This is a genomic window from Actimicrobium sp. CCI2.3 (assembly GCF_035019065.1).
GTDB lineage: Bacteria > Pseudomonadota > Gammaproteobacteria > Burkholderiales > Burkholderiaceae_D > Actimicrobium.
Map to the genome: position 1 here is coordinate 256,903 of NZ_JASJWR010000001.1, position 25,211 is coordinate 282,113.

Sequence of the window (25,211 nt, forward strand, 5' to 3'; positions counted from 1 at the left end):
CAGCCTCAAATCATAGGTCCACTATGATTATTTGAAATCTGGGAAATACTATGATCTTAAAAAAATTTATTTTAACTTTGTTTATATTAATGGCATTATCGGGTTGTATATTTAATTCAGGATGGAAGTCGCATGTGCCTGTAGATTTAAAATCATTTGGCCAACCAAATATAATTTACCTGGTTGATGATACGTATTTTGTGGGGCCAGGTGGAATTAATAATGCATTTGTTGTTTATAATCTTTCCGATAATGCGTTAAAAAAAATTCAAGAGGGTGGCTTGCATTATTTGCAAAGCATGGGATCTACTATAAAATATAATAACTTGTGGATTAGTTACACGAATAGTAAAAATAGACCAAATATAACACCGCGAGAAGAAAATTCTGATAGATTGCAATATTACAACGATACTAGAGGATTATTCAAAGATTGGCAGGCTACACCTGTTACAGATAACAGATGGCGAAAAAATGATGAAAATCATAGTCATTCCACCTCGTGTAAAGATACTTCAATTTGTAGTTTTTATGGAGATTTTGTTAGTGTTCCACCAATCTTCAAATACGATAAACGTTTGCAGAATCAAACTCTTGCAGATTTAAATTTCATAAGTAAGATAAAACCTGAGTATATACAAATGGTAAATAAAATAATAGCTTCTTCCGGTAGTTATTACGGTTATGGTGAATTGGGATTTTTCATTATTGCACCGTCTGAACATAAAATGTTTTTATTATTCAGGGCGTAGTTAATGCACTAATATGGACCCATAGTTTGAGGCAGTGTTTTAATGGAGGATAGCGGCGAATGGCGGAAATAAAGAAACTGAAAGTGCCTAGCACGGAGCATCAGAAAAAAAACGAGATTTAGCATAAAACAAGATCGAAACTTTCGTGAATCGGCGGTCGCTAGTCGTAAAAAATATCAGCATTGACCATCCATTTTCCGGAGATAACCTTTCATGCTCATCAATTGCGTCGCCTACCAGGACGGCAAGAAGCTAAGCGACGTTCCCGTCGAGGACATCAGCGAGTACATCAAGATGCCGGATTGTTTAGTCTGGGTAGCACTAAAGGACGCCGAACCGGCCGAACTCGAACAGATGCAGCACGAATTCGGCTTGCATGAATTGGCCGTAGAGGATGCGCGATCCGGACGTCAACGACCGAAGATCGAAGAGTATGGTGATTCGCTCTTTGCGGTCATGCATTCAATCGAACTGGTGGACGGGAAATTGCATATCGGTGAAGTCGATGTGTTTGTCGGAGGAAATTATGTACTGTCGACACGCAGCAACTCTCAACTGGGGTTTGTCGGCGTTCGCGAGCGCTGCGAACGCGAACCACACCAGCTCAGGCAAGGTCCCGCCTTTGTCCTGTACGCATTAATGGACGCGGTGGTTGATCGCTACTTCCCGGTCCTGGAGGCGTTTGAATCGGAGCTCGAAACGATTGAAGAAAATATCTTCATAAAAGGCGCGCAGCGGGCCAATGTAGAGCGACTTTATGAACTCAAACGTCAAGTGGTCGTGCTCAGGCACGCGGTCGCGCCATTGATGGAAGCCGTCGGAAAATTGGATGGAGGCCGGGTACCGCCTGTTTGCGTCAATACAAAAGAATATTTTCGGGATGTGCATGATCACCTTTACCGTATCAACATGTCGATTGATTCGATTCGCGACACCATCGGTACTGCCATCCAGGTCAACTTAGCCATAGTCAATATCGATGAGAGTGAAGTGAACAAACGCCTCGCAGGATGGGCCGCGATTTTCGCCGTGGCCACCGCATTTTTTGGTGTCTGGGGCATGAATTTTCAACACATGCCGGAGCTGCAATGGACGTATGGATATCCGGTCGCACTGGGTATCGTGGCCAGCGTCTGCGGCTACTTGTATTACCGCTTCAAGAAATCAGGCTGGCTGTAACGACCGCGCCGGCAACAGTAGTTTGTCGTCTGCGGCAGTCGGCGAAAGACTATCGCTATTTGCAGCGCGCCAGAATCTGTTTGGCTATACCACGCAGGATATTGACTTCTTCAGTTTCCAGTCCGGTGCGGGCGAACAGGCGTTTGAGGCGCGGCATCAGTTTTTTCGGGCTGTCCGGCTTGAGAAAATCGATCGCTACCAGGGCCTGTTCCAGATGCTGATACATCCCCTCGATTTGCGTCAGGCCGGCAGCGTCGCCGTGAAAACCGACCTCGCTGGCGACCAGTTCATCACCTAGTGCGGCCATCCGGCATTCATACGCGAGCACCTGCACTGCCTGTCCGAGGTTCAATGACGAGTACGCCGGATTGGCCGGAATGTTGATCAGCACATTGCACTTCTCGACGATTTCGTTGGGCAAACCGAAGCGCTCGTTGCCCAGCACCAGCGCGACGCGCAACGCGGCATTGCCGGCGACCTCGGTGGCGAGCTTGCGTGGCCCCGTCACTGGCGGTGAAAACTCGCGCAACCGGGCGCTCACTGCGGCGGCGTAATTGCAATCTGCCAGCGCTTCCTCGATCGAGCCAACAATGCGCGCATTGGCCAGCACGTCTTGCGCGCCACTGGCGAAGGCGATCGCTTCGTCCTGTTGCGCGGCATCTGCAAAACGCGGATTGACCAGCACCAGATCCGTAAAGCCCATCGTCTTCATGGCCCGCGCTGCGGCACCGATATTACCGGGGCGGCTGGTCTCCACAAGGATAAAACGCAAACGAGTAAAAAGAGACGTGTCGATTTGGGCAGTGTTCATTTAAAATAGCGCCATTCGCGGCACGTTGGAGGGTTAGACGATGCTGCATCGCTCATTAATTTCAATTTAGGTGGACCGTCCGATGGTGGCGGTTTTGCCATTTTAACGGAACCGCTATGAATCCCTTTCTCAATACGGCGATCAAGGCCGCACGTCGCGCCGCTGCGATCATCAACCGCGCTTCATTCGATCTCGACCGCGTCAAGTTTGTCGAAAAATCCCCGAATGATTTCGTCACCGAAGTCGATCAGGCCGCCGAGCAAGCGATCATAGAGATTCTGACCAACGCCTATCCGACCCACGCCTTCCTCGCCGAAGAAACAGGCGCATCCGATAATCTGAACGACGACACCGAAAACGTCTGGATCATCGATCCGCTCGACGGCACCACCAATTTCATCCACGGCTTTCCGCAATACTGCGTATCAATCGCGCTGCAACAGCGCGGCGTGATCACGCAAGCCGTCATTTACGACCCGACCCGTAACGACCTGTTCACCGCCTCAAAAGGTGCTGGCGCCTACCTCAATGACAAGCGCCTGCGCGTCGCCAAACGTGACCGTTTGCAGGATGCGCTGATCGGTACCGGCTTCCCGTTCCGTAACCTGCAAGGTCTCGAAGAATACATCGACATGTTCCGCATCATGACCCAGAAGTGCGCCGGGTTGCGCCGTCCGGGTTCTGCCGCGCTGGACCTGGCTTATGTCGCCGCCGGTCGCCTCGATGGCTTCTTTGAAAAAGGCCTGAAGCCTTGGGACATGGCGGCCGGCTCGCTGATGATCACGGAATCCGGCGGCATCGTCGGTACCTTCGCCGGCGAATCCGACTACCTGTACAAAGATGAAGTCATCGCCGGTTCGCCAAAGATTTTTGCGCAGATGGTCGCGGCTCTCGGACCATTCGCCAAATAAAAACTGCGTGCGCGAGACCGGTCAGCGCCGGTCCCGCGCAGAAGCACTGTTATACTCCCGGCACGCGGCACATCGTCCAGTCTACTTGCCGCTGTCTATTCGACCCACGCATCCTAATCAGTTTGCCTGCGACTGGCGCCCTCGCGGCGACAGGCCAATTTCTCTATAAAGTTCCTATGTCATTTGCTCAACTCGGCCTCTCCGCCGATATCGTGCGCGCCGTCACCGAACACGGCTATACCGAACCGACCCCGATTCAGGCACAGGCGATTCCCGCCGTCCTGCTCGGCGGTGACTTGCTGGCCGGCGCACAGACCGGTACCGGAAAAACGGCTGGCTTCACGCTGCCGCTGCTGCATCGCCTGTCGACCAGCGCGTCCGCACCGACCACCAACACCGCGACCCGTCCGATTCGCGCGCTGATTCTGGCCCCGACGCGCGAACTCGCTGCGCAGGTCGAAGAAAGCGTTCGCACCTACGGCAAATATCTGAAGCTGACTTCGGCCGTCATTTTTGGCGGTGTCGGCATCAACCCGCAAATCAAGCTGCTCAAGCATGGCGTCGATATTCTCGTCGCCACGCCCGGTCGCTTGCTGGACCACATGGGCCAGGGCACGGTTAATCTGTCGCAAGTCGAGATCCTGATTCTCGACGAAGCCGACCGCATGCTTGACATGGGCTTCATCAAGGACATCAAGAAGGTCCTCGCCGTGCTGCCGAAGAAGCGCCAGAACCTGCTGTTCTCGGCCACGTTCTCGGACGAAATCAAGACCCTGGCCGACGGTTTGCTGAACGCGCCAAAAATGATCGAGGTCGCCCGTCGCAATTCGACAGTCGAAATCATCTCGCAGAAAATTTATCCGGTTGACCGCGACAAGAAACATCCGCTGCTCGCGCACCTGATCAAGACCAACAACTGGCCGCAGGTGCTGGTCTTCACGCGTACCAAGCACGGTGCCAACAAACTTGTCGAGCAACTCGAAAAAGACGGTATCAGCGGCATGGCAATCCACGGCAACAAGAGCCAGTCGGCCCGTACCAAGGCACTGGCCGAGTTCAAGGATGGCAACCTGCAAGTATTGGTCGCCACCGACATCGCCGCGCGCGGTATCGACATCGACCAGTTGCCACACGTGGTCAACTACGATCTGCCGAATATCCCGGAAGACTATGTCCATCGTATCGGCCGTACCGGTCGTGCTGGTGCCACCGGTGAAGCGGTATCGCTGGTGTGTGTCGACGAACATGAAATGCTGCGTGACATCGAAAAGCTGATCAAGCGCGAATTGCCAAAAGAAGTCGTGCCCGGCTTCGAGCCCGATCCGCATGCCCGCGCCCAGCCAATCCAGCTGCGCAGCGGTAATGGTGGCGGCGGCGGTGGTCGTGGTCAGCCGCAAGGTCGTACTGCCGTCGTCAAAACCCGCGTCTCGCCGACAGCCAAGCCACAAGGCGGTGGCCCATCGAAGAGTTTCGGTGCCGTCAAGTCGTCTGCGCCGCGCCGCTCCGGTGGTCGCGGACGCTAAGCCGTTCATCCTTCAAGCATGACAACCGTGTGGAGGCAAACGCCTTCACACGACTGCACGACTGCACGACCGAATTTTTGGCTACACTGCCCGGACCAGACGACCAATCGACCAATCGACCAGACACGGCCCATTTTCCATGCGATCACCCGCACCGACTTTGAAACGACCGCCAGGCATGCCACCAAGTGTGCGCGGCGGCATGCTGTCTGGTAACGCATTGAGGTCGGCATCATGACGCTGCATCCCGGCATACTCGCGCGCCTGCTGGCGCGCTTTCATTTGCAGATACTGCTGCCAGTGCTGGGCCTGCTGACCCTCACCCTGCTCTGGACCGTGATTTTTTTTCAGCTGCAAGATAGCCGGTCAGTGGCTCTGGAAGAAGCCAGCAGCCAGGCTGAAGCACTCAGTCAGGACTACGCCGATCACAGCGCGCGCCTGTTGCGCCAGATCGATCAGGCCACGCAGTTCGTCAAGTTCGCTTACGAGCAGCGACAACAGTCATTCCGGCTCGACGAGCTGGTAAAACGCAAGGGCGTCATGCCCGCTGATCTGATGCTGGGCGTGACGATCTCCGACGCCAACGGCAATGGTGTGGCAGGCGTGCATACACCAGGTCTCGACGACATCTCCGACCGCGATTACTTCAAGGTCCATGCACAGGCTGATGACGACAAGCTCTACATCAGCCGGGCCTTGCTGGAGGCTTATTCGACCCAATGGTCCATCATTGTCAGTCGCCGTCTGAATCGCCCCGACGGCAGTTTCGCCGGCATCGTGGCGATCACCTTGAATCAGTCATTCCTGTCCGCCTATTTGCCCAGCCGGACCGGTCCTAAAACCTTTGTTGGCTTGCTTGGCGATGATGGAATATTCCGTGCTGGCCGGATCGGACCGACACCCTTTGCCGGCGGTGACCAGTCCTTTGCAAGCTGGATCAAACCGGCTTCGAAAACCGGTGCGGTCACCCTCGTCCGCGACAGTCCGTTTGACCATGTCAGGCGCATTTTCAGCTTTCAGCAACTCAATGATTTCCCGCTGGTCTCTCTGGTGGGCATCGACGAGCAGAGCGCACTGGCACCGTACTACCGGAGTCGTGTCTCGACACTCTGGTCGGGTGCCGTCGGCTCGCTCGGACTGCTTTTTTTCTTTGCCATCCTGATGCGCCAGAGTGCGCGACTGCGAATCAGCGAACTGGCAGCGTCACAGGCGCAGACCGCCTTTCGCGCTGCTGCCGAAGGCAGTCTCGATGCGCTGACTATTTTGCAAAGTCACACCGACAGCAGCGGAACGATTTCCGATTTCGCGATTCAGGCGATTAACAAGCGGGGTGCCAGCCTGCTCAAGCGCGACCAGGAAGACCTCATCGGCCAACTGCTGTGCAGCGTTGTGCCAGGCACGCGCAGCGACGGATTTCTTGATAAATACCTGCACGTTGTCCGTAGCGGCATACCGATGGAAGAAGAGTTTCAGATCATCACCAGCAACGGCGGGCAACTCTGGTTGCGCCAGCAAGTCGTTCCCATCAACGGTGGCCTCGCGGTGACCACGCGCGATATTTCGGCACGCAAGGAAGCCGAACTGGAAACGCGGAACAACCGCGCCTTCCTGCAATCGCTGATCGATAACCTGCCGCTGGCGGTCTATGCCCGCGACATGCGCGGTGCCAGCGCGAGAACGATTGTCTGGAACGAAACAGCCGAAAAGATCACCGGCTATTCCTCCGAAATGGTGCTCGGACACGATGACGAGGCAATCTTTCCGACTGAAATCCGTTCGACGTTCAACCATTTTGAAGTCCGCATGGCAGCTAACCCGACGGTGCTCAATTTGCCTGATGTCCCGTTCAGAAGTCGCGGAGGCGAGCTGCATTGCTTGCGCATCATTGCCGTACCGTTGCTCGATGACAGCGGCAAACTCGAATACATCCTCGGCATCGCCGAAGATATCACCGTCAGCCGGCGGCAAGAAATGGCCTTGCGCAGCAAGCAGGCCGAACTGGCCGCCGCCAATGATGCGTCGCCGCTGGGACTGTTTCGCACGGACCCGGACGGCAATTGCACCTACGTCAATCGGACTTACGAAGAGATGTCCGGCCTGACTGCCGCACAGGCAATCGGGGATGGCTGGGTCAAGGCGATCCACCCCGAAGACCGCCTCAAGGTGTTCCAGGCATGGGGACATGCGAGCGGCGAACACGCGTCCTATCAGGGTGCCTACCGCTTCCGGCATGACAATGGCCGCATCGTCTGGGTCTCGATGAAGACCGCGCCCATCGTTGTCGATGGAGCCGTCGAAGGTTATGTCGGCAGCGTCGACGACATCACCGTCCGGCGCAAATCCGAACAGGCGCTGAGCAAAAGCGAACAGCGCCTGCGTAACATCACCGACAAACTGCCGGCGCTGGTCGCGTTTGTCGATGCCGAACAGCGCTTCCGTTTCAATAATCTGGCCTACCAGCATGCCTTCGGTATCAACCGTGACGACATCAAGTATCAGACCATCCGCGAATTCGTCGGCGAAGAACAATATGCGGTCATGTCACCTTACTTGCAACGCGCGCTGCGCGGCGAAACCGTCACCTTCGAACATGAAGAAGGCAGTGATGAAAACAACCGCTGGGCCGAGGCCACCTATATTCCGCAACTCGGCGATGACGGCAAGGAAGTCGTTGGCATTCACATGATGATGCACGACATCACCGAGAAAAAACACGAACAGAGTCGACTGCTGCAACTGGCGCAAGTCGACAGCCTGACCGGATTGCTCAACCGTGCGGGCTTTGAAAGCAAGCTGGCTCTGGCGCTCGCCGGTGCCCGCGAAAAGCAGCATATGGTGGCCTTGCTGTATCTGGATATCGATCATTTCAAGAGCATCAATGACACGCACGGACATCTGGTCGGCGATGCGCTGCTCAGAGCATTTTCGGGACGCCTGTCGCGCGCATTACGCTCGGTCGACACCATCGCGCGTTTGGGCGGCGACGAATTTACCGTCATCATGGAACGCATCACGCACACCGACGATGCCGAAAAAACTGCCGGGAAAATCGTCGATTCGATGCGTGCGCTGTTCAAGCTTGACGACTTGCCGCTGTCGATCACGGCCAGCATCGGTGTCGCTTTCTGCCCCGGCATAGCAATGAATGCCGATGACCTGATCCGCCAGGCCGACGAGATGCTGTATCAGGCCAAAGCAAGCGGACGTAATCAGTATTGCGTGAAGCTGCCGGATCATTGAGATCTGCAAATCAACAGCACAAGATGGAATTAACCGGGTCGGAACCGGTCACAGGTCCAGTGCGCCATCATGGTCCGACCACCCGCGCACCCACACCACCAGAAAAAGTCAACACCATGCCTACCGATAACCACACGCCCATGATGCAGCAATATTTGCGCCTCAAAGCGGACCATCCCGCCATCCTGCTGTTCTACCGCATGGGCGATTTTTATGAATTGTTCTTTGACGATGCGGTCAAGGCTGCGCGTCTGCTCGGCATCACACTGACCCAGCGCGGCAATTCAAACGGGGTACCGATCAAAATGTGCGGTGTGCCATTTCATGCCGCCGACCAGTACCTGGCCAAACTGGTCCGGCTCGGCGAATCGGTGGCGCTGTGCGAACAGATCGGTGACCCGGCCACCAGCAAGGGACCGGTCGAACGCAAGGTGGTCCGTGTCATCACGCCGGGCACGCTCAGTGACGCCGACCTGCTGCCGGAAAAATCCGAACGCAGCCTGTTGGCGTTATCCATTGTCAGCCAGCGCAAGAGCCTCACCGTCGGACTGGCCTGGCTGTCGATGGCCAGTGGCGCACTGCGAATGATGGAATTTGTCAGCGATGCGAAACATCTCGACGTCCGGTTGAAGCAGGAAATCGAGCGCATCGCGCCAGCCGAAATCCTGATCTCCGATGGCACCGATGACTGGCTCAACGACGCGACCCTGACCGCACGCACGCGGGTACCGCATTGGCATTTCGATGCGGCCAACGGCCACAAGGCATTGCTTGAACAACTCGGACTGGCAACGCTGCAAGGGCACGGCATCGACGATCACAGCGCGGGCAGTGGCGCGGCAGGTGCGTTGCTGTGGTACGCACAATCGACTCAGGGCAAGGGCTTGCAGCATGTGCGCACGCTGACCGTCGAAAATGAAAACGAGTTCATCGGACTCGATGCCTCGACCCGGCGCAATCTCGAACTGACCGAGACCATCCGTGGTCAGGATGCCAGCGCCACGGCACCGACGCTGTTCTCGCTGCTCGATCATTGCAGGACCACGATGGGCTCGCGACTGCTGCGCCACTGGCTGCATCACGCCCGGCGCGATCAGCACGTCGCGCGCGAACGGCATGCGGCGATCGAGGCGCTGATCGCCCTGGAGGACGCCGCCGATTTGCATCGCACGCTCAGTGCGGTACCGGATATCGAACGCATCACGACGCGTATTGCCTTGCTATCGGCGCGGCCGCGTGACCTCGCCGGCGTGCGTGGCGGCTTGCAGCAACTGCCTGCATTGCGCGCTATTGTTTTGCGCTGTCAAAGCGCCGCGCCAGTCGCGTTGCTCCAATCGATTCACGACGCCATGGCCACGTCCCACGCCTGCCTCGACCTGATCGAGCGCGCCATCGCGCCCGAACCGGCGGCGATGGTGCGTGATGGCGGCGTCATTGCACGCGGCTTTGATGCGGCACTGGATGAATTGCGCGGGTTGTCGGAAAACGCTGGCCAGTATCTGGTGGATCTCGAAACACGCGAACGGGCGCGTACCGGCATCGCCAACCTGCGGGTCGAGTACAACAAAGTGCATGGCTTTTATATCGAAGTCACACACGGGCAAACCGACAAGGTGCCTGACGATTACCGGCGTCGGCAGACCTTGAAAAATGCCGAGCGCTACATCACGCCGGAATTGAAAGCCTACGAGGACAAGGCGCTGTCGGCGCAGGACCGCGCGCTGTCGCGCGAAAAAATACTTTACGAACAGCTGCTGCAAGATCTCGCGCCGCACATCGGATCGCTGCAGGAAATCGCCCACGCCCTGGCGCAACTCGATACGCTGGCGGCGCTGGCCGATCACGCCAGGCGGCATGACTGGTGCGCACCGCAACTCGTCACCGGACCGGCGATCAGCATCGTGCAAGGCCGCCATCCGGTGGTCGAAAACATGATCGAACGCTTCATTGCCAACGACTGCGTGCTCGATGACGAGCATCGTCTGCTGCTGATCACGGGTCCCAACATGGGCGGCAAATCGACCTACATGCGCCAGGTTGCACTGATCACGCTACTGGCTTATGTCGGCAGCTATGTGCCCGCCGCAAGCGCCACCATCGGGCCGATCGACCGCATCTTCACGCGCATCGGTGCGGCCGACGATCTCGCCGGTGGTCGCTCGACGTTCATGGTGGAGATGACCGAATCGGCGGCCATCCTCAATGGCGCAACCGAACAGTCGCTGGTGCTGATGGATGAAGTCGGCCGTGGCACATCCACGTTCGATGGGCTCGCGCTGGCCTGGGCCATCGCACGCCATCTGATCGATGCGACGCGCAGCTTCACGCTGTTTGCTACCCACTATTTTGAACTGACCCAACTGCCGGACGTGCATGCCAGCGCGACCAATGTCCATTTGTCCGCCATCGAGCACAAGGACCGGATCGTCTTTCTGCACGCAGTCCAGGAAGGACCCGCCTCGCAAAGCTACGGTTTGCAGGTCGCGCAATTGGCGGGTGTGCCGCAACCGGTGATTCGCGCTGCACGCAAGCATCTGGCGCTGCTGGAAGCGCAATCGGTGCAGTCGACACCGCAGTTCGATCTGTTCGCCGCGCCGCCGTCGATGGCTGACGAATCGATCGCGCCGCTGACAACGCCGGAACCGGATCGGCTGCGCGATGCATTGGACCAGATCGATCCGGACAGCCTGTCGCCGCGCGATGCGCTCGCGCAGTTGTACGAACTCAAACGCCTTGCCGGCACCCTGTCGCAATGAGCAAAGTCTGGGTCGGTCTGCTGCTGGGTCTGACACTGGCAACATCACTGCATGCCGCCGACAACGGATTCAGTATCGCGGTACTCGCACCAGACAATGACGCCATGCTAGGCCGGGCCATTGCCGAAACCGATGACGCGAACCTCGCTTTCGTCGTGGTCAATGGCATCAAGGCGGCAGAGACCGAGTGCAGCGACCAGGTGTATTTGGAACGCAAGATCCTGCTGGATTCCGCCAAGAATGGCCTGATTATTTCGCTGGCCGGATCCGACTGGACGACCTGCCGGAATGCCGAGGGTCAATCCATTGCCGTGGCCCGCCTGACCCGTTTGCGTGACCTGTTTTTTTCTGACGAATTTTCCTTCGGCGGCAGCAAGCTTCCTCTTGTACGTCAATCCGGTACGCCAAAGTTTCGCAGCTACGCCGAAAACGCCCATTGGGAAGTCGGGACCATTCAGTTCGCGACGATCAACCTGCCCGCTGACAATAACCATTTTCTGGCGGCAGCAGGACGCAACAGCGAATACGAGGATCGCCAGATTGCCAATCACGTCTGGCTGCAGCGACTCATTGCCAATGCCACCTATCGCAAGCTGCCAGCGGTGGTCCTGTTTTGTGACGGCGATCTGCTGACGCCCAAAAAGCAATCCGCGCACAAGGATGGTTTTGCCCAATTGCGTAGTCAGCTCGCACACCTCGCGACCAGTTATCCCGGACGCATATTGCTTGTGCATGACCGAGCTGACGCCAACAGCGAGACGGGCGATGCGATACGCTGGAAGGGCAACATCGGCGCGTTGGCTGTCGGCTCGAACTGGCTTCGCCTGTCCATCAGACCGGACGAACCTGAAATTTTTAGCGTCAGTAATGGAGGCAACAGCAGCAGCGGCACGAATCGCAGCACCAATAAAAAAGCCGCAACCACGGTGAAGTGATTGCGGCTCTGGCCGATCATTCAATGATCAGTAAATCAGTGGATCGGATGGCTACGGAAATGGTCGCCTGACTCGTCATCGGGCTCTTCATTGTGATGACCGTGAGCACCATGCACATGACCATGAACGACTTCTTCGTCAGATGCGGCACGCACTTCGCCGACTCTCAGGTTGAACCGCAGTGCCATACCTGCCAGCGGATGGTTGCCGTCGAGTACAACCTTGTCATCGGCGATATCGGTCACGGTAAAGATCACGGAGTCATCGTCTTCGCCGCCATCTGGCAAGCCTTCAAATTGCATGCCCACTTCCAGCGGTGTCGGCAGACGGTCGCGGGGTTCTACCTTGACCAGTGCAGGATCGTATTCGCCAAAGGCATCATCGGGCTCAACCTGCAGGTTGGTTTCATAACCGGTGTCCTTGCCATCGAGCGCTTCTTCGATTTTCGGCAAGGTATTCTCGTAACCACCGTGCAAATACACCATCGGGTCCCGGCTTTCCTCAATCAGATTGCCCTGGGCGTCTGACAGCGTGTAGTGGACCGTCACTACGGTATTTTTGGCAATTATCATGGTGTATCCTTTCGTTTAAGAGTCTGCCGAATTATACCTTCCCGAATCACGTCAGGCCGGCCTGCGACATAAAATCCGCCGTAGTTGACCTGTCCCGGACCAATCCCGCCGGCCCCGACAGCTATAATGCGGTCATGAAAAAATCGACACTCCTGGGTGACCTGACACCCGCACAATTCCTCAAGGATTACTGGCACAAAAAACCGTGCGTGATCCGTCAGGCCATTCCCGGCTTTGCTGCGTTGCTGGACCGTGAGGCCCTTTTTGAACTGGCCGCGCGCGACGATGTGGAGTCGCGCCTGATTACCCAGTTCAAGCAAAAGTGGGAAATGCAGGCCGGCCCGCAAACTACCCTGCCCGCCATCACGAAGAAAAACTGGACCTTGCTGGTTCAAGGCGTGAATCTGCATGACGATGCGGCAGACGCCTTGCTACGTCAGTTTAATTTCTTGCCCGATGCCCGCCTCGACGATCTGATGATCAGTTATGCCAGCGATAACGGCAGCGTTGGTCCTCATTTTGATTCCTACGATGTGTTCCTGTTGCAGGCACAAGGGACCCGTCGCTGGCGCATTGGTGCCCAGGAAGATCTGACGCTACAGCAAGGGGTGCCACTGAAAATTCTCAAGCACTTCACACCGACCGAAGAGTTCGATCTCGAACCAGGTGACATGGTGTACCTGCCGCCGCACTATGCCCATGAGGGCGTTGCCATCGGTGAATGCATGACTTATTCGATTGGCTTTCGCGCTCCGTCGTTTCAGGAACTTGGCGAAGCTTTCCTGACCTTCATGTCGGATTCAATCGACCTGCCCGGTCGCTACGCCGACCCAGCCCTGACAGCAACCACGCGACCGGCTGAAATCAGCAGCGCGATGCTCGCGCAAGTGTCGACCGAGCTCAACAAGGTCCAGTTCACCAAGGACGATATCGCGATCTTCCTCGGCGAATACCTGTCCGAACCAAAAGCCAATGTCTTTTTTGAAGGCCCAAAACGACCGCTGACACTGGATAAATTCATGGCGCTGGCTGGCAAGCGCGGCGTGTCGTTGTCCCGCAAAACGCAAATGCTTTACCGCAGCAAGCTGATCTTTATCAATGGCGAGTCATTCGAGGTCGATGCCACAGACAAAACCCTGCTCAGTATGCTGGCGGACAGCCGCACGCTATCAGCCGAACTGACGGCTACTGCATCGCAGGATGTTGCCGAAGCCATGCATGACTGGTATCGGCAGGGCTGGTTGGCAACGACAAAGTAATAAGCTTCTTAACTGCAACGATATTTCAATTCGTACATGGATTTTGTTGCAAACAGTTACGTACCATAAAGCAAAGGATCCATGCCGTGGCGCACAAAAAGCCGTTATAATCGGCTGCTTAGAAAAAACCTTTCTGGCGTCCTCTGCGCGGTTGGCTTGGGTCTGGTTGGTAATTTCTATAGAGCGATAATTACCGGTAATTATTCATCGCATAACTCGAACCATTTGAATTTAAGGAAACACCATGAAAAAAGCACTGTTGATCGCCTCCCTGTTCGCCCTGACACTCGCAGCTTGCGGTAAAAAAGAAGAAGTCGCTCCAGTTGCACCAGCTGTTGAAGCTCCAGCTCCAGCCGCTCCAGCTGCTCCAGCTGCAGAAATGCCAGCTCCAGCTGCTCCTGCCGCTGACGCTACTGCTCCTGCTGCAGACGCTGCCAAGCCAGCTGAGCCAGCCAAGTAATTTCAGGCTGATATCGAAAGCCGACCTTCGGGTCGGTTTTTTTTCGACCGCCAGATCGGCAAGCCTGATCGTCAAGCCAGATCGACCCAGTCGAAACCATCCGATTGATCAGCGATACGAATCTGCGCATCAGCGCCGTCGAGTCCCAGCGTGATTGCTGCCGTTGCCAGCGCAGCCGTATTGTTTTGCTGGCTAAGGTGGGCACCGATGACCATGCGCAAGCGCGAACGGTCGAGCGCTGACAGAATTTGTGTGCTGCTGTCGTTCGACAAGTGGCCGTAGATGCCACCAATCCGGCGCTTCAATGACGGTGGATAAATTGAATTGGCCAGCATCTGCCGGTCGTGATTACATTCAAGGATGAGCGCCTCACAGCCGGCCAAGGCACCCACCATGTGTGGTGTCGAGTGACCTGCGTCGGTGAGCACACCGAGCCGGCTGCGCCCGTCGCTGGCGACGTACTGGACTGGTTCACGTGCATCGTGAGGGACCGTGTAGGGCAGCAGTTCAAGATCACCAATCGGGATGGTCACACCGTCCCGGCAAAAACGGACATCGACGCCCTTGCAATCATGCTGTACGGCCTGAAAGGTGCCGTAACTCAGCCAGACCGGCACGTGGTAGCGGCGCGCAAACTTGAACGCGCCACTCACATGGTCCGAATGCTCATGGGTGATGACGATGGCGCTCAGCTCTGCTGCGGCCATACCGATGCGCGCCATGCGGCGCTCGGTTTCCTTGACAGAAAAACCGCAGTCCAGCATGACGGTGGTGCGCGTCGTGCCGGAAGCTGCGGTAATGAGCAGCGCGTTACCTTCGCTGCCGCTGCCTAGACTGGCAAACTTCAATGAAACAAACTAGGCAAGTCCGTCAATTACTTGAGTTGCTCATTGACCAGCGTCAAGATGCGGTCAGCGGTACCTGACTTTTCAGGTTTGCCTTCATCATTGAGCACCGTGATCCTGCTGATCGTACCGACTTGCTTGACCAGGACCCGATAACGCTGGGCTTTTTTGACCTTATCGTCCGAGCTGCTGAACAGTCGCGAAAAGAAACCGTTATCAGCCTTCGATTTACTTTGTGCATCCTGCCCGAGATCAATATAACGAACGAAGTACATGCCTTCGACGCGGTCACGATCTTCCACCGTGAATCCCACCCGGTCTAGCGAAAGACCAACCCGACGCCAGGCGCGATCGAAACCTTCATCCACCTCGACATACGCCCCATCAGCATCCTTGCCCAGTTTTGAACGATCCGGCTTTTGCACTGCCTGCGCAACAATGGTCTTGGCCTTGACTTCTTCGACGCCAAGACGAGCCATCAGACGCGACAGGAATTCAGCCTCGAGGCCAGGATCTGCCGGTCTCGGGGTCCATATCGTGCCGTCTCTTTGCTGGCCGGTGACCACTTCTTCGGCACCGCGATGACTGATGTAGACCTCGGTCGTTCCATCGGCACCGCGTTCAAGACGGGTACGGAACTTGTCGCGTTCACCGGTCGAGTACAAGGAATCGATGACCTTGCCGAGCGTTTTGCGAATGAAATCTTGCGGAATCTTGGCACGATTTTCAGCCCAGTCGGTTTCCATGACGCCGGCTTCCGGTTTTTCGATATTGATCAAAAAACCCGAATCCTGCCAGAAATCCTTGATCTGCGGCCACAGCACTTCCGGGCTTGCCTTGACGACCAGCCAGCGCTCGTTACCGTCACGCATGACACGTGCTTCCGGCGTTCCTTTTGGCGCGATCACTTCCGGGATCGCGCTGGTTGCTACAGGCTGCGTACCCGTTTGTGCGGTATAGCTGGAAGCCGTCGCGGTGCCACGGTTACTCTCGGGAATCGCATAACGGCTGTCTTTTTTCAACTGCGTCAGGTCCGGCGGGACTTCCAGATTGACCGTGGATGCCTTGCTGGCGCTTTTGTAGTCCAGCCGCTCCGGTTCCACGAGCGAGCTGATCGAACCGCAGCCAGCCAGTCCGGTAAGGGCGACCGCAAGAACAAGGCCGCGGGCTATTTCAGGGTTGGAGCGTAATGTCATGTCGATACGGTATGAGAGTCGGATGGAGTTTGAAAAATCATCGAACAAGAGCGCTTGTCAATGCAGCTTATTGTAGTACACCGGATTCGCGCATCGCCGCGCGAACGACTGCGTGGAATTCAGCGGCAAGCGGAACCAGCGGCAAACGCATGCCGGCTTCGATCAGGCCAATCTCCTGCATCGCCCATTTCAGCGGCACCGGATTCGGTTCGACAAACAGTTTGTTATGCAAAGGCATCATGCAATTGTTGATCTTGATTGCTTCAGCAAGATGGCCGGCAATCGCGGCGACACACAGCTCGTGCATCGCGCGCGGTGCGATATTGGCCGTCACCGAAATATTGCCCTTGCCGCCGCACAGCATCAGCGCCATGGCAGTCGCATCATCACCCGAATAGACCGCAAAGGAAGACGGCACCAGTCTCAGCAAATCGATACCGCGAGCAATATTGCCAGTCGCATCCTTGACACCGATGATGCCTGGTACTGCGGACAGACGGACGATGGTGTCATTGCTCATGTCGGCGACAGTGCGCCCGGGTACGTTGTACAGGATGGCCGGCAAGTCGACCGCTTCGGCGATTTTTTTGAAGTGCTGAAACATCCCTTCCTGGGTAGGCCGGTTGTAGTACGGCACCACCAGCAACGACGCATCCGCACCGGCACTCTTGGCATAGCGGGTCAGTTCGATCGCTTCGGCCGTCGAATTGCCGCCGGTTCCGGCGATGATCGGGATGCGCTTGTCGGTATGCTCGACAGCGACCTTGATCAATTCGCAGTGTTCGTCCACCGTGACGGTTGGTGATTCACCGGTGGTACCAACGATGACAATGCCGTCGGTTCCTTCCGCGATGTGCCAGTCGATTAACTTGCGCAATCCCGGTAAATCGAGACTGCCATCTGCGTGCATCGGTGTAACGATTGCGACTAAGCTTCCCTGAATCATGATTATCGCGTGGCCAGTTTATGAAGTGGGTAATTGTAGCGGATCGCCGACGTCTGAGGGAGAGTATAGGCGTTTGCACCTACAAACGATTACACATTCTCTGACAACAGCGGGGTGTTGGCTGGCGCACCAGGGCGCAATTTAATTGCACACAATCTTTGTCGCATTGCGGGTGCCGGCAACGCTTCGTACCCATCCTCGAAAGCCAGAACATGAACCTGCGCGGCCAGCGCCGCAGCCAGCAACTCGCCGGGTTGCAGCAGAAACGCCGGACTCGACGGCTTGCCGAATTCACCGTTACCGTGGGCAAATGTTTCGACAATCAGCACACCACCATCGGTCAGACTGGCAAACAGCAAAGGCAACAACGGACGATGCAAATAATTGGTGACGACGATGCCAGCGAAGCTGCCAGGCTGCAGCAATTCGACTGCGCCGGTACCGTTTTCGAGATCAATGCAAGCCGTCGCTATGCCTGGCCCTGCCGTGGTTGCCAGCGCTTGTACATTGCGATCGACGGCTAACACGGTGTGTCCGGCGGCAGCCAGCAGGCGCGCATGCCGGCCACTGCCGCAAGCAAGGTCAAGCACCCTGCCCGCCGGAATGCATCCGGCAAACCGTTGTACCCACGCCGATGGCGCATCGATCGACTGATGCATCAACTGTACGACAGCCCCATCGCATCGCGCACATCACGCATGGTTTCCTGCGCCAGCTTGCGTGCGGTATCGCGGCCATCGGCCACTATGGCCCGCACCAGCGAAGGATCATCGAGATACACCTGCGCCCGTTCGCGCATTGGCTCCTGTTCTTTCAGGATCGCGTCGATGACGGGCTGCTTGCATTCAAGGCAACCGATGCCTGCCGACTTGCAGCCCTTCATGACCCATTCATGCGTACTGGTGTCGGTATAGACCTGATGCAACTGCCAGACCGGGCAACGCTCGGGATCACCCGGATCGGTACGGCGTACCCGTGCCGGATCGGTCGGCATCGTGCGAATTTTTTTGGTCAGGCTGTCCTTGTCTTCGCGCAACGCAATCGAGTTGCCATAGCTCTTGGACATTTTCTGGCCATCGAGACCCGGCAAGCGCGACGACTCGGTCAGGCGGCATTGCGGCTCGACCAGAATCAGTTTTCCACTGCCTTCCAGGTAGCCGAACAAGCGCTCGCGATCGATCATGCTGAGGTTTTGCGTGTCGTCAAGCATCGCCTTGCCTTGCTGCAGTGCCTCGTCCTTGCCCTGCTCCTGATAAGCCTTGCGCAGTTCGGCGTAAATCTTGGCGCGCTTGCCACCGAGCTTCTTGACTGCATCGCGGGCTTTTTCCTCGAAGCCTTTTTCCTTGCCATACAGATGATTGAAGCGTCGTGCGATCTCGCGCATCATTTCGATATGCGGCACCTGGTCCGCACCAACCGGCACCTGACTGGCGCGATAAATGAGCACATCGGCTGCCTGCAACAACGGGTAGCCGAGAAAACCATAGGTTGCGAGGTCGCGATCGGCGAGCTTTTCTTGCTGATCCTTGTAGGTCGGCACCCGCTCCAGCCAGCCCAATGGCGTGGCCATCGACAGCAGCAGATGCAGTTCAGCATGCTCGGGCACTTGCGACTGGATGAACAGGGTTGATTGCGACGGATCGACGCCGGCAGCGAGCCAGTCGATCAGCATGTCCCAGGTACTGGTTTCAATGATGCTCGGATCATCGTAATGCGTGGTCAACGCATGCCAGTCGGCGACAAAAAACAGGCAGGGCAATTCGGATTGCAACCGGATCCAGTTTTTCAGGGCGCCGTGATAATGGCCGAGGTGCATCGCACCAGTGGGCCGCATGCCGGAGACTACACGATCAGGATACATAGTCGATCAGTTCAAAAGGAAGTGGAAAGGAGTGGTCAGCACGGTCAGAAAACCGGAAGCAACAGTCACCACCGGCAACACCCAGACCGGATACAGAATCTTCGTCAGCGCCAGTCCCAGCACGATGAAGAAGCCATACGGTTCGAGCTTCGCATACTGGTTGGCGATCTTGTCAGGGAGCAGGCTGTACATGACCCGTCCGCCATCAAGCGGAGGAATCGGAAACAGATTAAAGGCAAACACCACCAGATTGACCATCACGCCAGCCTGCACCATTTTGTAGAAAAACGGTTCTTGGACATGAAAAGCGGTCAGGAGAATGCCCAGCATGGCCCAGATAAATCCCATGAACAGGTTCGATGCGGGCCCGGCAAAAGCTACCCAGCGCATGTTGCGCTTAGGATTGCGCAAGCGCCCGAAGTCGACTGGTACTGGCTTGGCGTAACCGAACAGGAACGCACCGCCAGTCGAGAAATACAGCAGGATCGGCACGAGGATGGTTCCGACCGGATCAATGTGGACAATCGGATTGAGCGTCATCCGGCCTTCGTCGTAGGCCGTGTTGTCGCCGAAGTAGCGTGCCGCATAGGCATGTGCCGCCTCGTGCAGCGTGATGGCGAACAATACAGGCAGAAAAAAGACCGCAACGGTCTGGATCAAATCATTCATGGCGGGAGTTTAGCAGAGGGAAGGTGGAGCACCGCGAAATAACGCAGGAGCGGAAAAGAATCGGCATGAAATCAGAAACCGAACAGCTCAAGAGGCCCGCGACCGGCGCGGATCAGCACCGGCTCGTCGCCGCTGAGGTCGACCACGGTGGTCGGCTCGAGGCTGCAGGCACCGCCGTCGATGATCAGATCAACCTGCTTTTCGATGCGATCGCGCACGCTGTCGGCATTGGTCAGCGGCAGTTCATCACCCGGCAGGATCAGCGTGGTACCGAGCAACGGCTGGCCAAGCTGCTCGAGCAAAGCCAGTGCAATCCGGTTTTCCGGTACCCGCAAGCCGATCGTCTTGCGCGATGGATGACTGACACGGCGCGGTACTTCCTTGGTGGCCTCGAGGATCATCGTGTAGGACCCTGGCGTGGCGGCCTTCAGTAAACGATATTGCTTGTTATCGACCTTGGCATACAGCGCAATCTCGGCGAGATCGCGGCACAGCAAGGTCAGCAGATGCTTGTCATCGACGCCGCGAATTCGGCGTAACCGTGTCACCGCGTCCTTGTCATCGAGATGGCAGACCAGCGCGTAGCTGGAGTCGGTCGGCATCGCAACAATGCCACCCCGATGGATAATTTCTGCCGCCTGATTGATCAGGCGTTGTTGCGGATTCTCGGCATGGATTTGAAAAAATTGGCTCATGAATACAAACGGCGGCCACTACGGCCGCCGTACTCCAGAAAAATAACGGTTAACGCTGAGCGCGCAGCGCAGCAATGCGTTGTTCCATCGGCGGGTGTGTCGAGAACAACGCCATGAATCCGGGCTTGTCACTGATACCCATCGAGGCCATCGATTGCGGCAATGAATTGGGCGTCATGCCGCCGAGGCGCTGCAATGCACGCACCATCGGTTCGGCCGAGCCCAGCAACCTGGCCGAACCGGCGTCGGCACGGAATTCGCGGTGGCGGGAGAACCAGGCAACGATCACCGATGCACCGATGCCAAGTACGATTTGCGCCACGATCACCGTGATCATGTAACCGATACCGGGACCGCTATTGCTGTCACCACGGGACAGTGCGCGATCCACCGCGTAACCGATCACGCGCGACAGGAACACCACGAACGTATTGACGACCCCCTGGATCAGCATCATCGTCACCATGTCGCCGTTGGCAACGTGGGCGATTTCATGCGCCAGAACAGCTTCGATTTCTTCCTTGTTCATCGATTCGAGCAAGCCGGTAGAAACTGCTACCAACGCGGAATTCTTGAACGCGCCGGTCGCGAAGGCATTGGCTTCACCTTCGTAGATCGCCACTTCCGGCATCGTGATCTCGGCCCGTCTTGCGAGTTTCTCGACCGTGCTGATCAGCCAGACCTCAGTCGAATTAGTCGGCGACTCGATGACCCGGGCACCAGTGGAGCGCTTGGCCATCCACTTGCTGATCAGGAGCGAAAAGATCGAGCCGGTAAAACCGACGACCAGCGAAAACACCATCAACATCGGTAAATTCAGTCCGGCCTGGGTAATGAACCGATCCACACCCAGCACCGACAGGACGACGGTCAAGACCAGCATCACCGCAATATTCGTGGCTAGGAACAGAAAAATTCTTTTCATACAGGAGACTCCGCATTGAAGATGGCAGGAGAAGCCAAGATGCGGCCACCCGACCCGGATTTCAAGAGCCCGCCTACAGCTTCCAGTCGGCCCACACCGGCGTGACTGAAGGCGGCAATGGCGGCAACGCGCCAAGGTCGACCCGCGATTCTCCCGGCCCATGAAAATCGGAACCGCGCGAAGCACGCAAGCCGTAACGGTTGGCCAGCCGCGCATAGGTATCGTATTGATCCACGGTGTGGCTGCCGGTCATGACTTCGATGGCGCTGCCACCATAAGCGATGAATTCGTCGAGGAAGACGCCAAGCTGCATGTCCGTAAAATCGTAACGTCCCGGATGCGCGACTACGGCAACCCCACCAGCACCGCGTATCCATTGCACCGCCTGCTGCAATGTCGCCCAGCGATGCGGCACAAAGCCCGGCCGGCCTTCGATCAGGTACTTGCTGAAGACATCCGGGACGTCGCGGCACTCGCCAATTTCAATCAGATAACGGGCGAAGTGGGTGCGAGAAATCAAGTCCGGGTTGCCGACGAAATTGAGTGCGCCATCAAACGCATCCGGTATGCCTACCATTGCGAGCTGGTCAGCCATTTCGCGGGCGCGTTGTTCGCGTCCTGAACGGGTCGAATCGAGACCCAGCACCAGTTGCGGATTGGTTTCATCAATTTGCAAGCCGACGATATGGACGGTTTCGCCGGCCCAGGTAATCGAGATTTCGACGCCGGCAACGAACTGCAGGTCGAGTTCACGTGCCGCCTCGCGGGCTTCGGCAATGCCGCTGACTTCATCATGATCCGTCAGTGCCCAGACATCGACACCGTTGGCCTTGGCGCGCGCGGCGACTTGCGCCGGTGCCAGCAAACCGTCGGAGAAAGTGGAGTGGCAATGGAGATCGATGTTGAGCACGGGATCGACGCAATTCAATTGATTGGGATAAGTCATTGTAACGTGATGCGGCGCGGCGCATCGCCGCGCCATGCAAGCGACCTGGCTACTTCAGAAAATCCTCCACCAGCCGTGCCAGTTGCTCCGGCTGGTCGTGGTGCAGCATGTGACCGGCATGGTTAATCATCGCGGTCTGGACCGTCGGTAAAAAGGTGATGCGCCGGTCGATCTCGATACGCGCCTGCTCCTTCGGCCCCATCCAGCGCCAGACATCGGTCTGGGCGGCTTCGACCCACAAGACGGGCGCACTGACTTGCTGCCAGCACGCCATGGCCTCGTCAACCTGATAGAGCAACGGGCTCGACTGCTTGTGGGCAGCGTCACCGAGGATGCGCCAGCTGCCATCGTCTTGCTGCGCGGCCCAGTGACCCGACAGAAAAGCCGCACGCGCATCAGTCAGGCGCGGATTGGTCTTTTGCAGACGGGCAGCGACCTCGGCTTGCGAGGCATACGGTCGCATCGGACTCGGCGCAGCCAGTTCGTCCAGCCATTTTTCGTACCGGCGTGGTGCCTGCTCCGGGCGTGTTGCCGGCATGCCGAAGCCTTCGAGATTGATCAGCCTGGCCACCCGGGCGGGACGGATTCCGGCATACAGCGTCGCCACATTGCCACCCATGCTGTGCCCCAGCAAATTGACCGCTTGCTGTGGCGCGTAATGGTTCAGGATGGCATCGAGGTCACCGAGGTAATCGGCAAACCAGTAACTGTCCGCGCCGGAATCATCGGTCAGACCAAAGCCTCTCCAGTCCGGCGCAATCACATGCCAATCGCCCTCGAGATGATCGACCACAAACTGGAAGGATGCCGACACATCCATCCAGCCATGTACCATGAAAAGCAGCGGCGCATCCGGGTTACCCCAATGGCGAATGTGGTAACGCAGACCGCGTACCGTGATAAATTCCGAGCGGGAAGCTTTCATGTTTTCCTGTTGAACGAGATGTGAAGCACACTGCAAACGATGCGAACAATGCAGCCGAATAGAACGACCGTGCAAAATTATACCGGAGACCACATGCCCGCAGTCAGCAAGACCCCCGTTCACGATCAGTACCAAAGCCTGTATGACGATTTTGTCTGGCATGTTCCCACCCGCTTCAACATCGCCGAAGTCTGCAGCCGGCGCTGGGCGACCGATCCCGAGCGCGTTGCGCTGCTGTGCGATGACGAATCCGGTGACCACAGCGCCCTGACCTATCGGGAACTGCAGGACGAATCCAATCGGCTGTCGAATGCCCTGCGCTACCTCGGTATCACCCAGGGGCAATGCGTCGCCATCATTTTGCCGCAACGCGCCGAAACGCCGATCGCGCACATGGCCTGCTACCAGCTCGGTGCGGTCGCGATGCCGATGTCCATCCTGTTCGGTCCTGATGCACTCAAATACCGCCTGCAAGACAGTGCCGCCCCTGTCGCCATCGTCGACCAGGCCGGACTGGAAAATCTGCTGGTCAGCCGGGCCCGCTGCCCTGCCCTCAAGCATCTCATTTACGTCGATGGCGAGCATGCCGAGTGTCTCGACTGGCAAGAGTTACTGGCCGAAGCCTCGACGGTATTCACACCGGTCGATACGCTGGCGACCGACCCGGCCATCCTGATTTACACCAGCGGCACCACCGGCGCACCGAAGGGCGCGCTGCTGCCCCACGCAGCGGTGATTGGCAACCTGACCGGCTTTGTCGCGTCGCAAAACTGGTTCCCGAAAAAGAAAGATATTTTCTGGTCGCCGGCCGACTGGGCCTGGACTGGCGGACTGATGGATGCCTTGTTGCCGACCCTGTATTTTGGCCAGACCATCGTCGGCTATCAGGGCCGGTTCAGCGCCGACATGGCGTTCGGGCTGATGGAAAAACATGGCGTCACCAATACCTTCCTGTTCCCGACCGCGCTCAAGATGATGATGAAAGCCGTGCCGTTGCCGCGCAAGAGCTACAAACTCAAACTGCGCGCCATCATGAGCGCCGGCGAAGCGGTCGGCGATGCGGTATTTCATTGGGGCCAGAAAGCGCTCGGCGTCACCATCAATGAAATGTTCGGCCAGACCGAGATGAACTACATCGTCGGCAACAGTGCCGGTAAATGGCCGGCCCGTCCGGGCAGCATGGGCCGGCCCTATCCCGGCCATCGGGTGGCGGTGGTCGATGCCGAGGGTGTCGAACTACCCGCCGGTAGCATCGGCGATGTCGCGCTCCATCGCACCGACCGGCACGGCACGCCTGACCCGATTTTTTTCCTCGGTTACTGGAACAACCCGCAAGCCACCACCGACAAATTTCGCGGCGACTGGTGCTGCACCGGCGACCTGGCATTGATGGATGCCGACGGCTATCTGTGGTACCAGGGCCGCGCCGATGACATGTTCAAGGCGGCCGGCTACCGGATCGGCCCGTCCGAAATCGAGAACTGTCTGGTCAAGCATGCCGCCGTTGCGAATGCCGCCGTGGTGCCCAAGCCGGACGCCGAACGCGGCAATCTGGTCAAGGCATTCGTGGTGCTGGTCGACAGCGTGGCGCGCAATCCGCTGGCCGATAACGCCCTCAAGGCCGAACTGCAAGCACACGTGAAATCGCAACTCGCGCCGTACGAATATCCGAAAGAGATCGAGTTCATCGATGCCTTGCCAATGACGACGACCGGCAAGGTGCAGCGCCGCGTCTTGCGTGAACTGGAACGAGAGCGCTCCGGCAGCGCATCCTGATTCTCCGGCGGCAGTAAAATGCCGCCTTT

At 57.2% G+C, this 25,211-nt stretch carries 22 protein-coding genes; 10 read left to right on the forward strand and 12 right to left on the reverse strand.

The features are described 5' to 3' along the window. The first annotated feature begins 50 nt into the window (after window positions 1-50). Together QN370_RS01060 and QN370_RS01065 are read left to right on the forward strand one after the other, a co-directional pair. The gene (locus tag QN370_RS01060) at window positions 51-752 is read left to right on the forward strand and encodes a hypothetical protein (protein ID WP_322127401.1); all 702 of its coding nucleotides are present in this window, start codon (window positions 51-53) and stop codon (window positions 750-752) included. 213 nt (window positions 753-965) lie between these two features. Then, window positions 966-1,931 (forward strand): magnesium and cobalt transport protein CorA, encoded by a 966-nt coding sequence (locus tag QN370_RS01065; RefSeq protein ID WP_322127400.1) that lies wholly within the window; start codon window positions 966-968, stop codon window positions 1,929-1,931. 55 nt (window positions 1,932-1,986) lie between these two features. On the opposite strand, the gene QN370_RS01070 is transcribed toward QN370_RS01065, so the two are convergent. Continuing rightward, window positions 1,987-2,742 (reverse strand): RNA methyltransferase, encoded by a 756-nt coding sequence (locus QN370_RS01070; RefSeq protein ID WP_322127399.1) that lies wholly within the window; start codon window positions 2,740-2,742, stop codon window positions 1,987-1,989. Window positions 2,743-2,858: 116 nt separating this feature from the next. Between QN370_RS01070 and QN370_RS01075 the strand changes: the two genes are divergently transcribed. The 5 genes from QN370_RS01075 (at window position 2,859) to QN370_RS01095 (ending at window position 12,107) form a co-directional block, all read left to right on the forward strand. Then, window positions 2,859-3,653, forward strand: a complete 795-nt coding sequence (locus QN370_RS01075) for an inositol monophosphatase family protein (RefSeq protein WP_322127398.1) — start codon at window positions 2,859-2,861, stop codon at window positions 3,651-3,653. 176 nt (window positions 3,654-3,829) lie between these two features. Continuing rightward, on the forward strand, window positions 3,830-5,176 hold the full coding sequence (locus tag QN370_RS01080) for a DEAD/DEAH box helicase (protein ID WP_322127397.1): 1,347 nt from the start codon (window positions 3,830-3,832) through the stop codon (window positions 5,174-5,176). 234 nt (window positions 5,177-5,410) lie between these two features. Beyond that, window positions 5,411-8,416, forward strand: coding sequence for a PAS domain S-box protein (locus QN370_RS01085; RefSeq protein WP_322127395.1), 3,006 nt, complete (start codon window positions 5,411-5,413; stop codon window positions 8,414-8,416). 116 nt (window positions 8,417-8,532) lie between these two features. Then, window positions 8,533-11,172 carry a DNA mismatch repair protein MutS gene (mutS, locus tag QN370_RS01090; RefSeq protein ID WP_322129132.1) on the forward strand — a complete coding sequence of 880 codons (2,640 nt, stop codon included), beginning with the start codon at window positions 8,533-8,535 and terminating at the stop codon, window positions 11,170-11,172. Beyond that, window positions 11,169-12,107 carry a hypothetical protein gene (locus QN370_RS01095; RefSeq protein ID WP_322127394.1) on the forward strand — a complete coding sequence of 313 codons (939 nt, stop codon included), beginning with the start codon at window positions 11,169-11,171 and terminating at the stop codon, window positions 12,105-12,107. Before mutS ends, QN370_RS01095 begins: the two co-directional genes overlap by 4 nt. Before the next feature lie 35 nt (window positions 12,108-12,142). Here QN370_RS01095 and QN370_RS01100 read toward each other — a convergent pair whose 3' ends face one another. Continuing rightward, a complete protein-coding gene (locus tag QN370_RS01100; protein ID WP_322127393.1) occupies window positions 12,143-12,679 on the reverse strand; it encodes a peptidylprolyl isomerase in 537 nt (178 codons plus the stop codon). A gap of 134 nt (window positions 12,680-12,813) precedes the next feature. Between QN370_RS01100 and QN370_RS01105 the strand changes: the two genes are divergently transcribed. Together QN370_RS01105 and QN370_RS01110 are read left to right on the forward strand one after the other, a co-directional pair. Further along, a complete protein-coding gene (locus QN370_RS01105) occupies window positions 12,814-13,938 on the forward strand; it encodes a cupin domain-containing protein (RefSeq protein ID WP_322127392.1) in 1,125 nt (374 codons plus the stop codon). Window positions 13,939-14,182: 244 nt separating this feature from the next. After that, the gene (locus QN370_RS01110; protein WP_322127391.1) at window positions 14,183-14,398 is read left to right on the forward strand and encodes a hypothetical protein; all 216 of its coding nucleotides are present in this window, start codon (window positions 14,183-14,185) and stop codon (window positions 14,396-14,398) included. Window positions 14,399-14,469: 71 nt separating this feature from the next. Here QN370_RS01110 and QN370_RS01115 read toward each other — a convergent pair whose 3' ends face one another. From QN370_RS01115 to QN370_RS01160, 10 genes are all read right to left on the reverse strand, one after another. Further along, window positions 14,470-15,246, reverse strand: coding sequence for an MBL fold metallo-hydrolase (locus tag QN370_RS01115; RefSeq protein ID WP_322127390.1), 777 nt, complete (start codon window positions 15,244-15,246; stop codon window positions 14,470-14,472). Window positions 15,247-15,272: 26 nt separating this feature from the next. Further along, the gene (gene bamC, locus QN370_RS01120; RefSeq protein WP_322127389.1) at window positions 15,273-16,439 is read right to left on the reverse strand and encodes an outer membrane protein assembly factor BamC; all 1,167 of its coding nucleotides are present in this window, start codon (window positions 16,437-16,439) and stop codon (window positions 15,273-15,275) included. Between the two features lie 67 nt (window positions 16,440-16,506). Beyond that, window positions 16,507-17,385: a 4-hydroxy-tetrahydrodipicolinate synthase gene (dapA, locus tag QN370_RS01125; protein ID WP_322127388.1), complete on the reverse strand. Its 879-nt coding sequence runs from the start codon at window positions 17,383-17,385 to the stop codon at window positions 16,507-16,509. A gap of 89 nt (window positions 17,386-17,474) precedes the next feature. Beyond that, complete coding sequence (locus tag QN370_RS01130; RefSeq protein ID WP_322127387.1) at window positions 17,475-18,044, reverse strand: SAM-dependent methyltransferase; 570 nt, start codon at window positions 18,042-18,044, stop codon at window positions 17,475-17,477. After that, window positions 18,044-19,246, reverse strand: coding sequence for a tryptophan--tRNA ligase (locus QN370_RS01135; RefSeq protein ID WP_322127386.1), 1,203 nt, complete (start codon window positions 19,244-19,246; stop codon window positions 18,044-18,046). The genes QN370_RS01130 and QN370_RS01135 overlap by 1 nt, the downstream gene beginning before the upstream one ends. A 6-nt stretch (window positions 19,247-19,252) precedes the next feature. Further along, the gene (locus QN370_RS01140; RefSeq protein WP_322127385.1) at window positions 19,253-19,915 is read right to left on the reverse strand and encodes a site-2 protease family protein; all 663 of its coding nucleotides are present in this window, start codon (window positions 19,913-19,915) and stop codon (window positions 19,253-19,255) included. A gap of 71 nt (window positions 19,916-19,986) precedes the next feature. Continuing rightward, window positions 19,987-20,610 carry an L-threonylcarbamoyladenylate synthase gene (locus QN370_RS01145; RefSeq protein ID WP_322127384.1) on the reverse strand — a complete coding sequence of 208 codons (624 nt, stop codon included), beginning with the start codon at window positions 20,608-20,610 and terminating at the stop codon, window positions 19,987-19,989. A gap of 49 nt (window positions 20,611-20,659) precedes the next feature. Beyond that, window positions 20,660-21,535 (reverse strand): protease HtpX, encoded by an 876-nt coding sequence (gene htpX / locus QN370_RS01150; protein WP_322127383.1) that lies wholly within the window; start codon window positions 21,533-21,535, stop codon window positions 20,660-20,662. A gap of 73 nt (window positions 21,536-21,608) precedes the next feature. Then, window positions 21,609-22,481, reverse strand: coding sequence for a 3',5'-nucleoside bisphosphate phosphatase (locus QN370_RS01155; protein ID WP_322127382.1), 873 nt, complete (start codon window positions 22,479-22,481; stop codon window positions 21,609-21,611). A gap of 49 nt (window positions 22,482-22,530) precedes the next feature. After that, on the reverse strand, window positions 22,531-23,406 hold the full coding sequence (locus QN370_RS01160; RefSeq protein ID WP_322127381.1) for an alpha/beta hydrolase: 876 nt from the start codon (window positions 23,404-23,406) through the stop codon (window positions 22,531-22,533). A 93-nt stretch (window positions 23,407-23,499) separates the two neighbouring features. On the opposite strand from QN370_RS01160, the gene QN370_RS01165 reads away from it, so the two are divergent. After that, window positions 23,500-25,182: an acyl-CoA synthetase gene (locus tag QN370_RS01165; protein ID WP_322127380.1), complete on the forward strand. Its 1,683-nt coding sequence runs from the start codon at window positions 23,500-23,502 to the stop codon at window positions 25,180-25,182. The last annotated feature ends 29 nt before the right edge of the window (window positions 25,183-25,211 follow it).

Excerpts from the sequence above, each read along its gene's own strand:
- QN370_RS01060 (WP_322127401.1), top strand. The coding sequence starts at position 51 with ATGATCTTAAAAAAATTTATTTTAACTTTGTTTATATTAATGGCATTA.
- QN370_RS01065 (WP_322127400.1), top strand. The coding sequence starts at position 966 with ATGCTCATCAATTGCGTCGCCTACCAGGACGGCAAGAAGCTAAGCGAC.
- QN370_RS01070 (WP_322127399.1), bottom strand. The coding sequence starts at position 2,742 with ATGAACACTGCCCAAATCGACACGTCTCTTTTTACTCGTTTGCGTTTT.
- QN370_RS01075 (WP_322127398.1), top strand. The coding sequence starts at position 2,859 with ATGAATCCCTTTCTCAATACGGCGATCAAGGCCGCACGTCGCGCCGCT.
- QN370_RS01080 (WP_322127397.1), top strand. The coding sequence starts at position 3,830 with ATGTCATTTGCTCAACTCGGCCTCTCCGCCGATATCGTGCGCGCCGTC.
- QN370_RS01085 (WP_322127395.1), top strand. The coding sequence starts at position 5,411 with ATGACGCTGCATCCCGGCATACTCGCGCGCCTGCTGGCGCGCTTTCAT.
- mutS (WP_322129132.1), top strand. The coding sequence starts at position 8,533 with ATGCCTACCGATAACCACACGCCCATGATGCAGCAATATTTGCGCCTC.
- QN370_RS01095 (WP_322127394.1), top strand. The coding sequence starts at position 11,169 with ATGAGCAAAGTCTGGGTCGGTCTGCTGCTGGGTCTGACACTGGCAACA.
- QN370_RS01100 (WP_322127393.1), bottom strand. The coding sequence starts at position 12,679 with ATGATAATTGCCAAAAATACCGTAGTGACGGTCCACTACACGCTGTCA.
- QN370_RS01105 (WP_322127392.1), top strand. The coding sequence starts at position 12,814 with ATGAAAAAATCGACACTCCTGGGTGACCTGACACCCGCACAATTCCTC.
- QN370_RS01110 (WP_322127391.1), top strand. The coding sequence starts at position 14,183 with ATGAAAAAAGCACTGTTGATCGCCTCCCTGTTCGCCCTGACACTCGCA.
- bamC (WP_322127389.1), bottom strand. The coding sequence starts at position 16,439 with ATGACATTACGCTCCAACCCTGAAATAGCCCGCGGCCTTGTTCTTGCG.
- dapA (WP_322127388.1), bottom strand. The coding sequence starts at position 17,385 with ATGATTCAGGGAAGCTTAGTCGCAATCGTTACACCGATGCACGCAGAT.
- QN370_RS01130 (WP_322127387.1), bottom strand. The coding sequence starts at position 18,044 with ATGCATCAGTCGATCGATGCGCCATCGGCGTGGGTACAACGGTTTGCC.
- QN370_RS01135 (WP_322127386.1), bottom strand. The coding sequence starts at position 19,246 with ATGTATCCTGATCGTGTAGTCTCCGGCATGCGGCCCACTGGTGCGATG.
- QN370_RS01140 (WP_322127385.1), bottom strand. The coding sequence starts at position 19,915 with ATGAATGATTTGATCCAGACCGTTGCGGTCTTTTTTCTGCCTGTATTG.
- QN370_RS01145 (WP_322127384.1), bottom strand. The coding sequence starts at position 20,610 with ATGAGCCAATTTTTTCAAATCCATGCCGAGAATCCGCAACAACGCCTG.
- htpX (WP_322127383.1), bottom strand. The coding sequence starts at position 21,535 with ATGAAAAGAATTTTTCTGTTCCTAGCCACGAATATTGCGGTGATGCTG.
- QN370_RS01155 (WP_322127382.1), bottom strand. The coding sequence starts at position 22,481 with ATGACTTATCCCAATCAATTGAATTGCGTCGATCCCGTGCTCAACATC.
- QN370_RS01160 (WP_322127381.1), bottom strand. The coding sequence starts at position 23,406 with ATGAAAGCTTCCCGCTCGGAATTTATCACGGTACGCGGTCTGCGTTAC.
- QN370_RS01165 (WP_322127380.1), top strand. The coding sequence starts at position 23,500 with ATGCCCGCAGTCAGCAAGACCCCCGTTCACGATCAGTACCAAAGCCTG.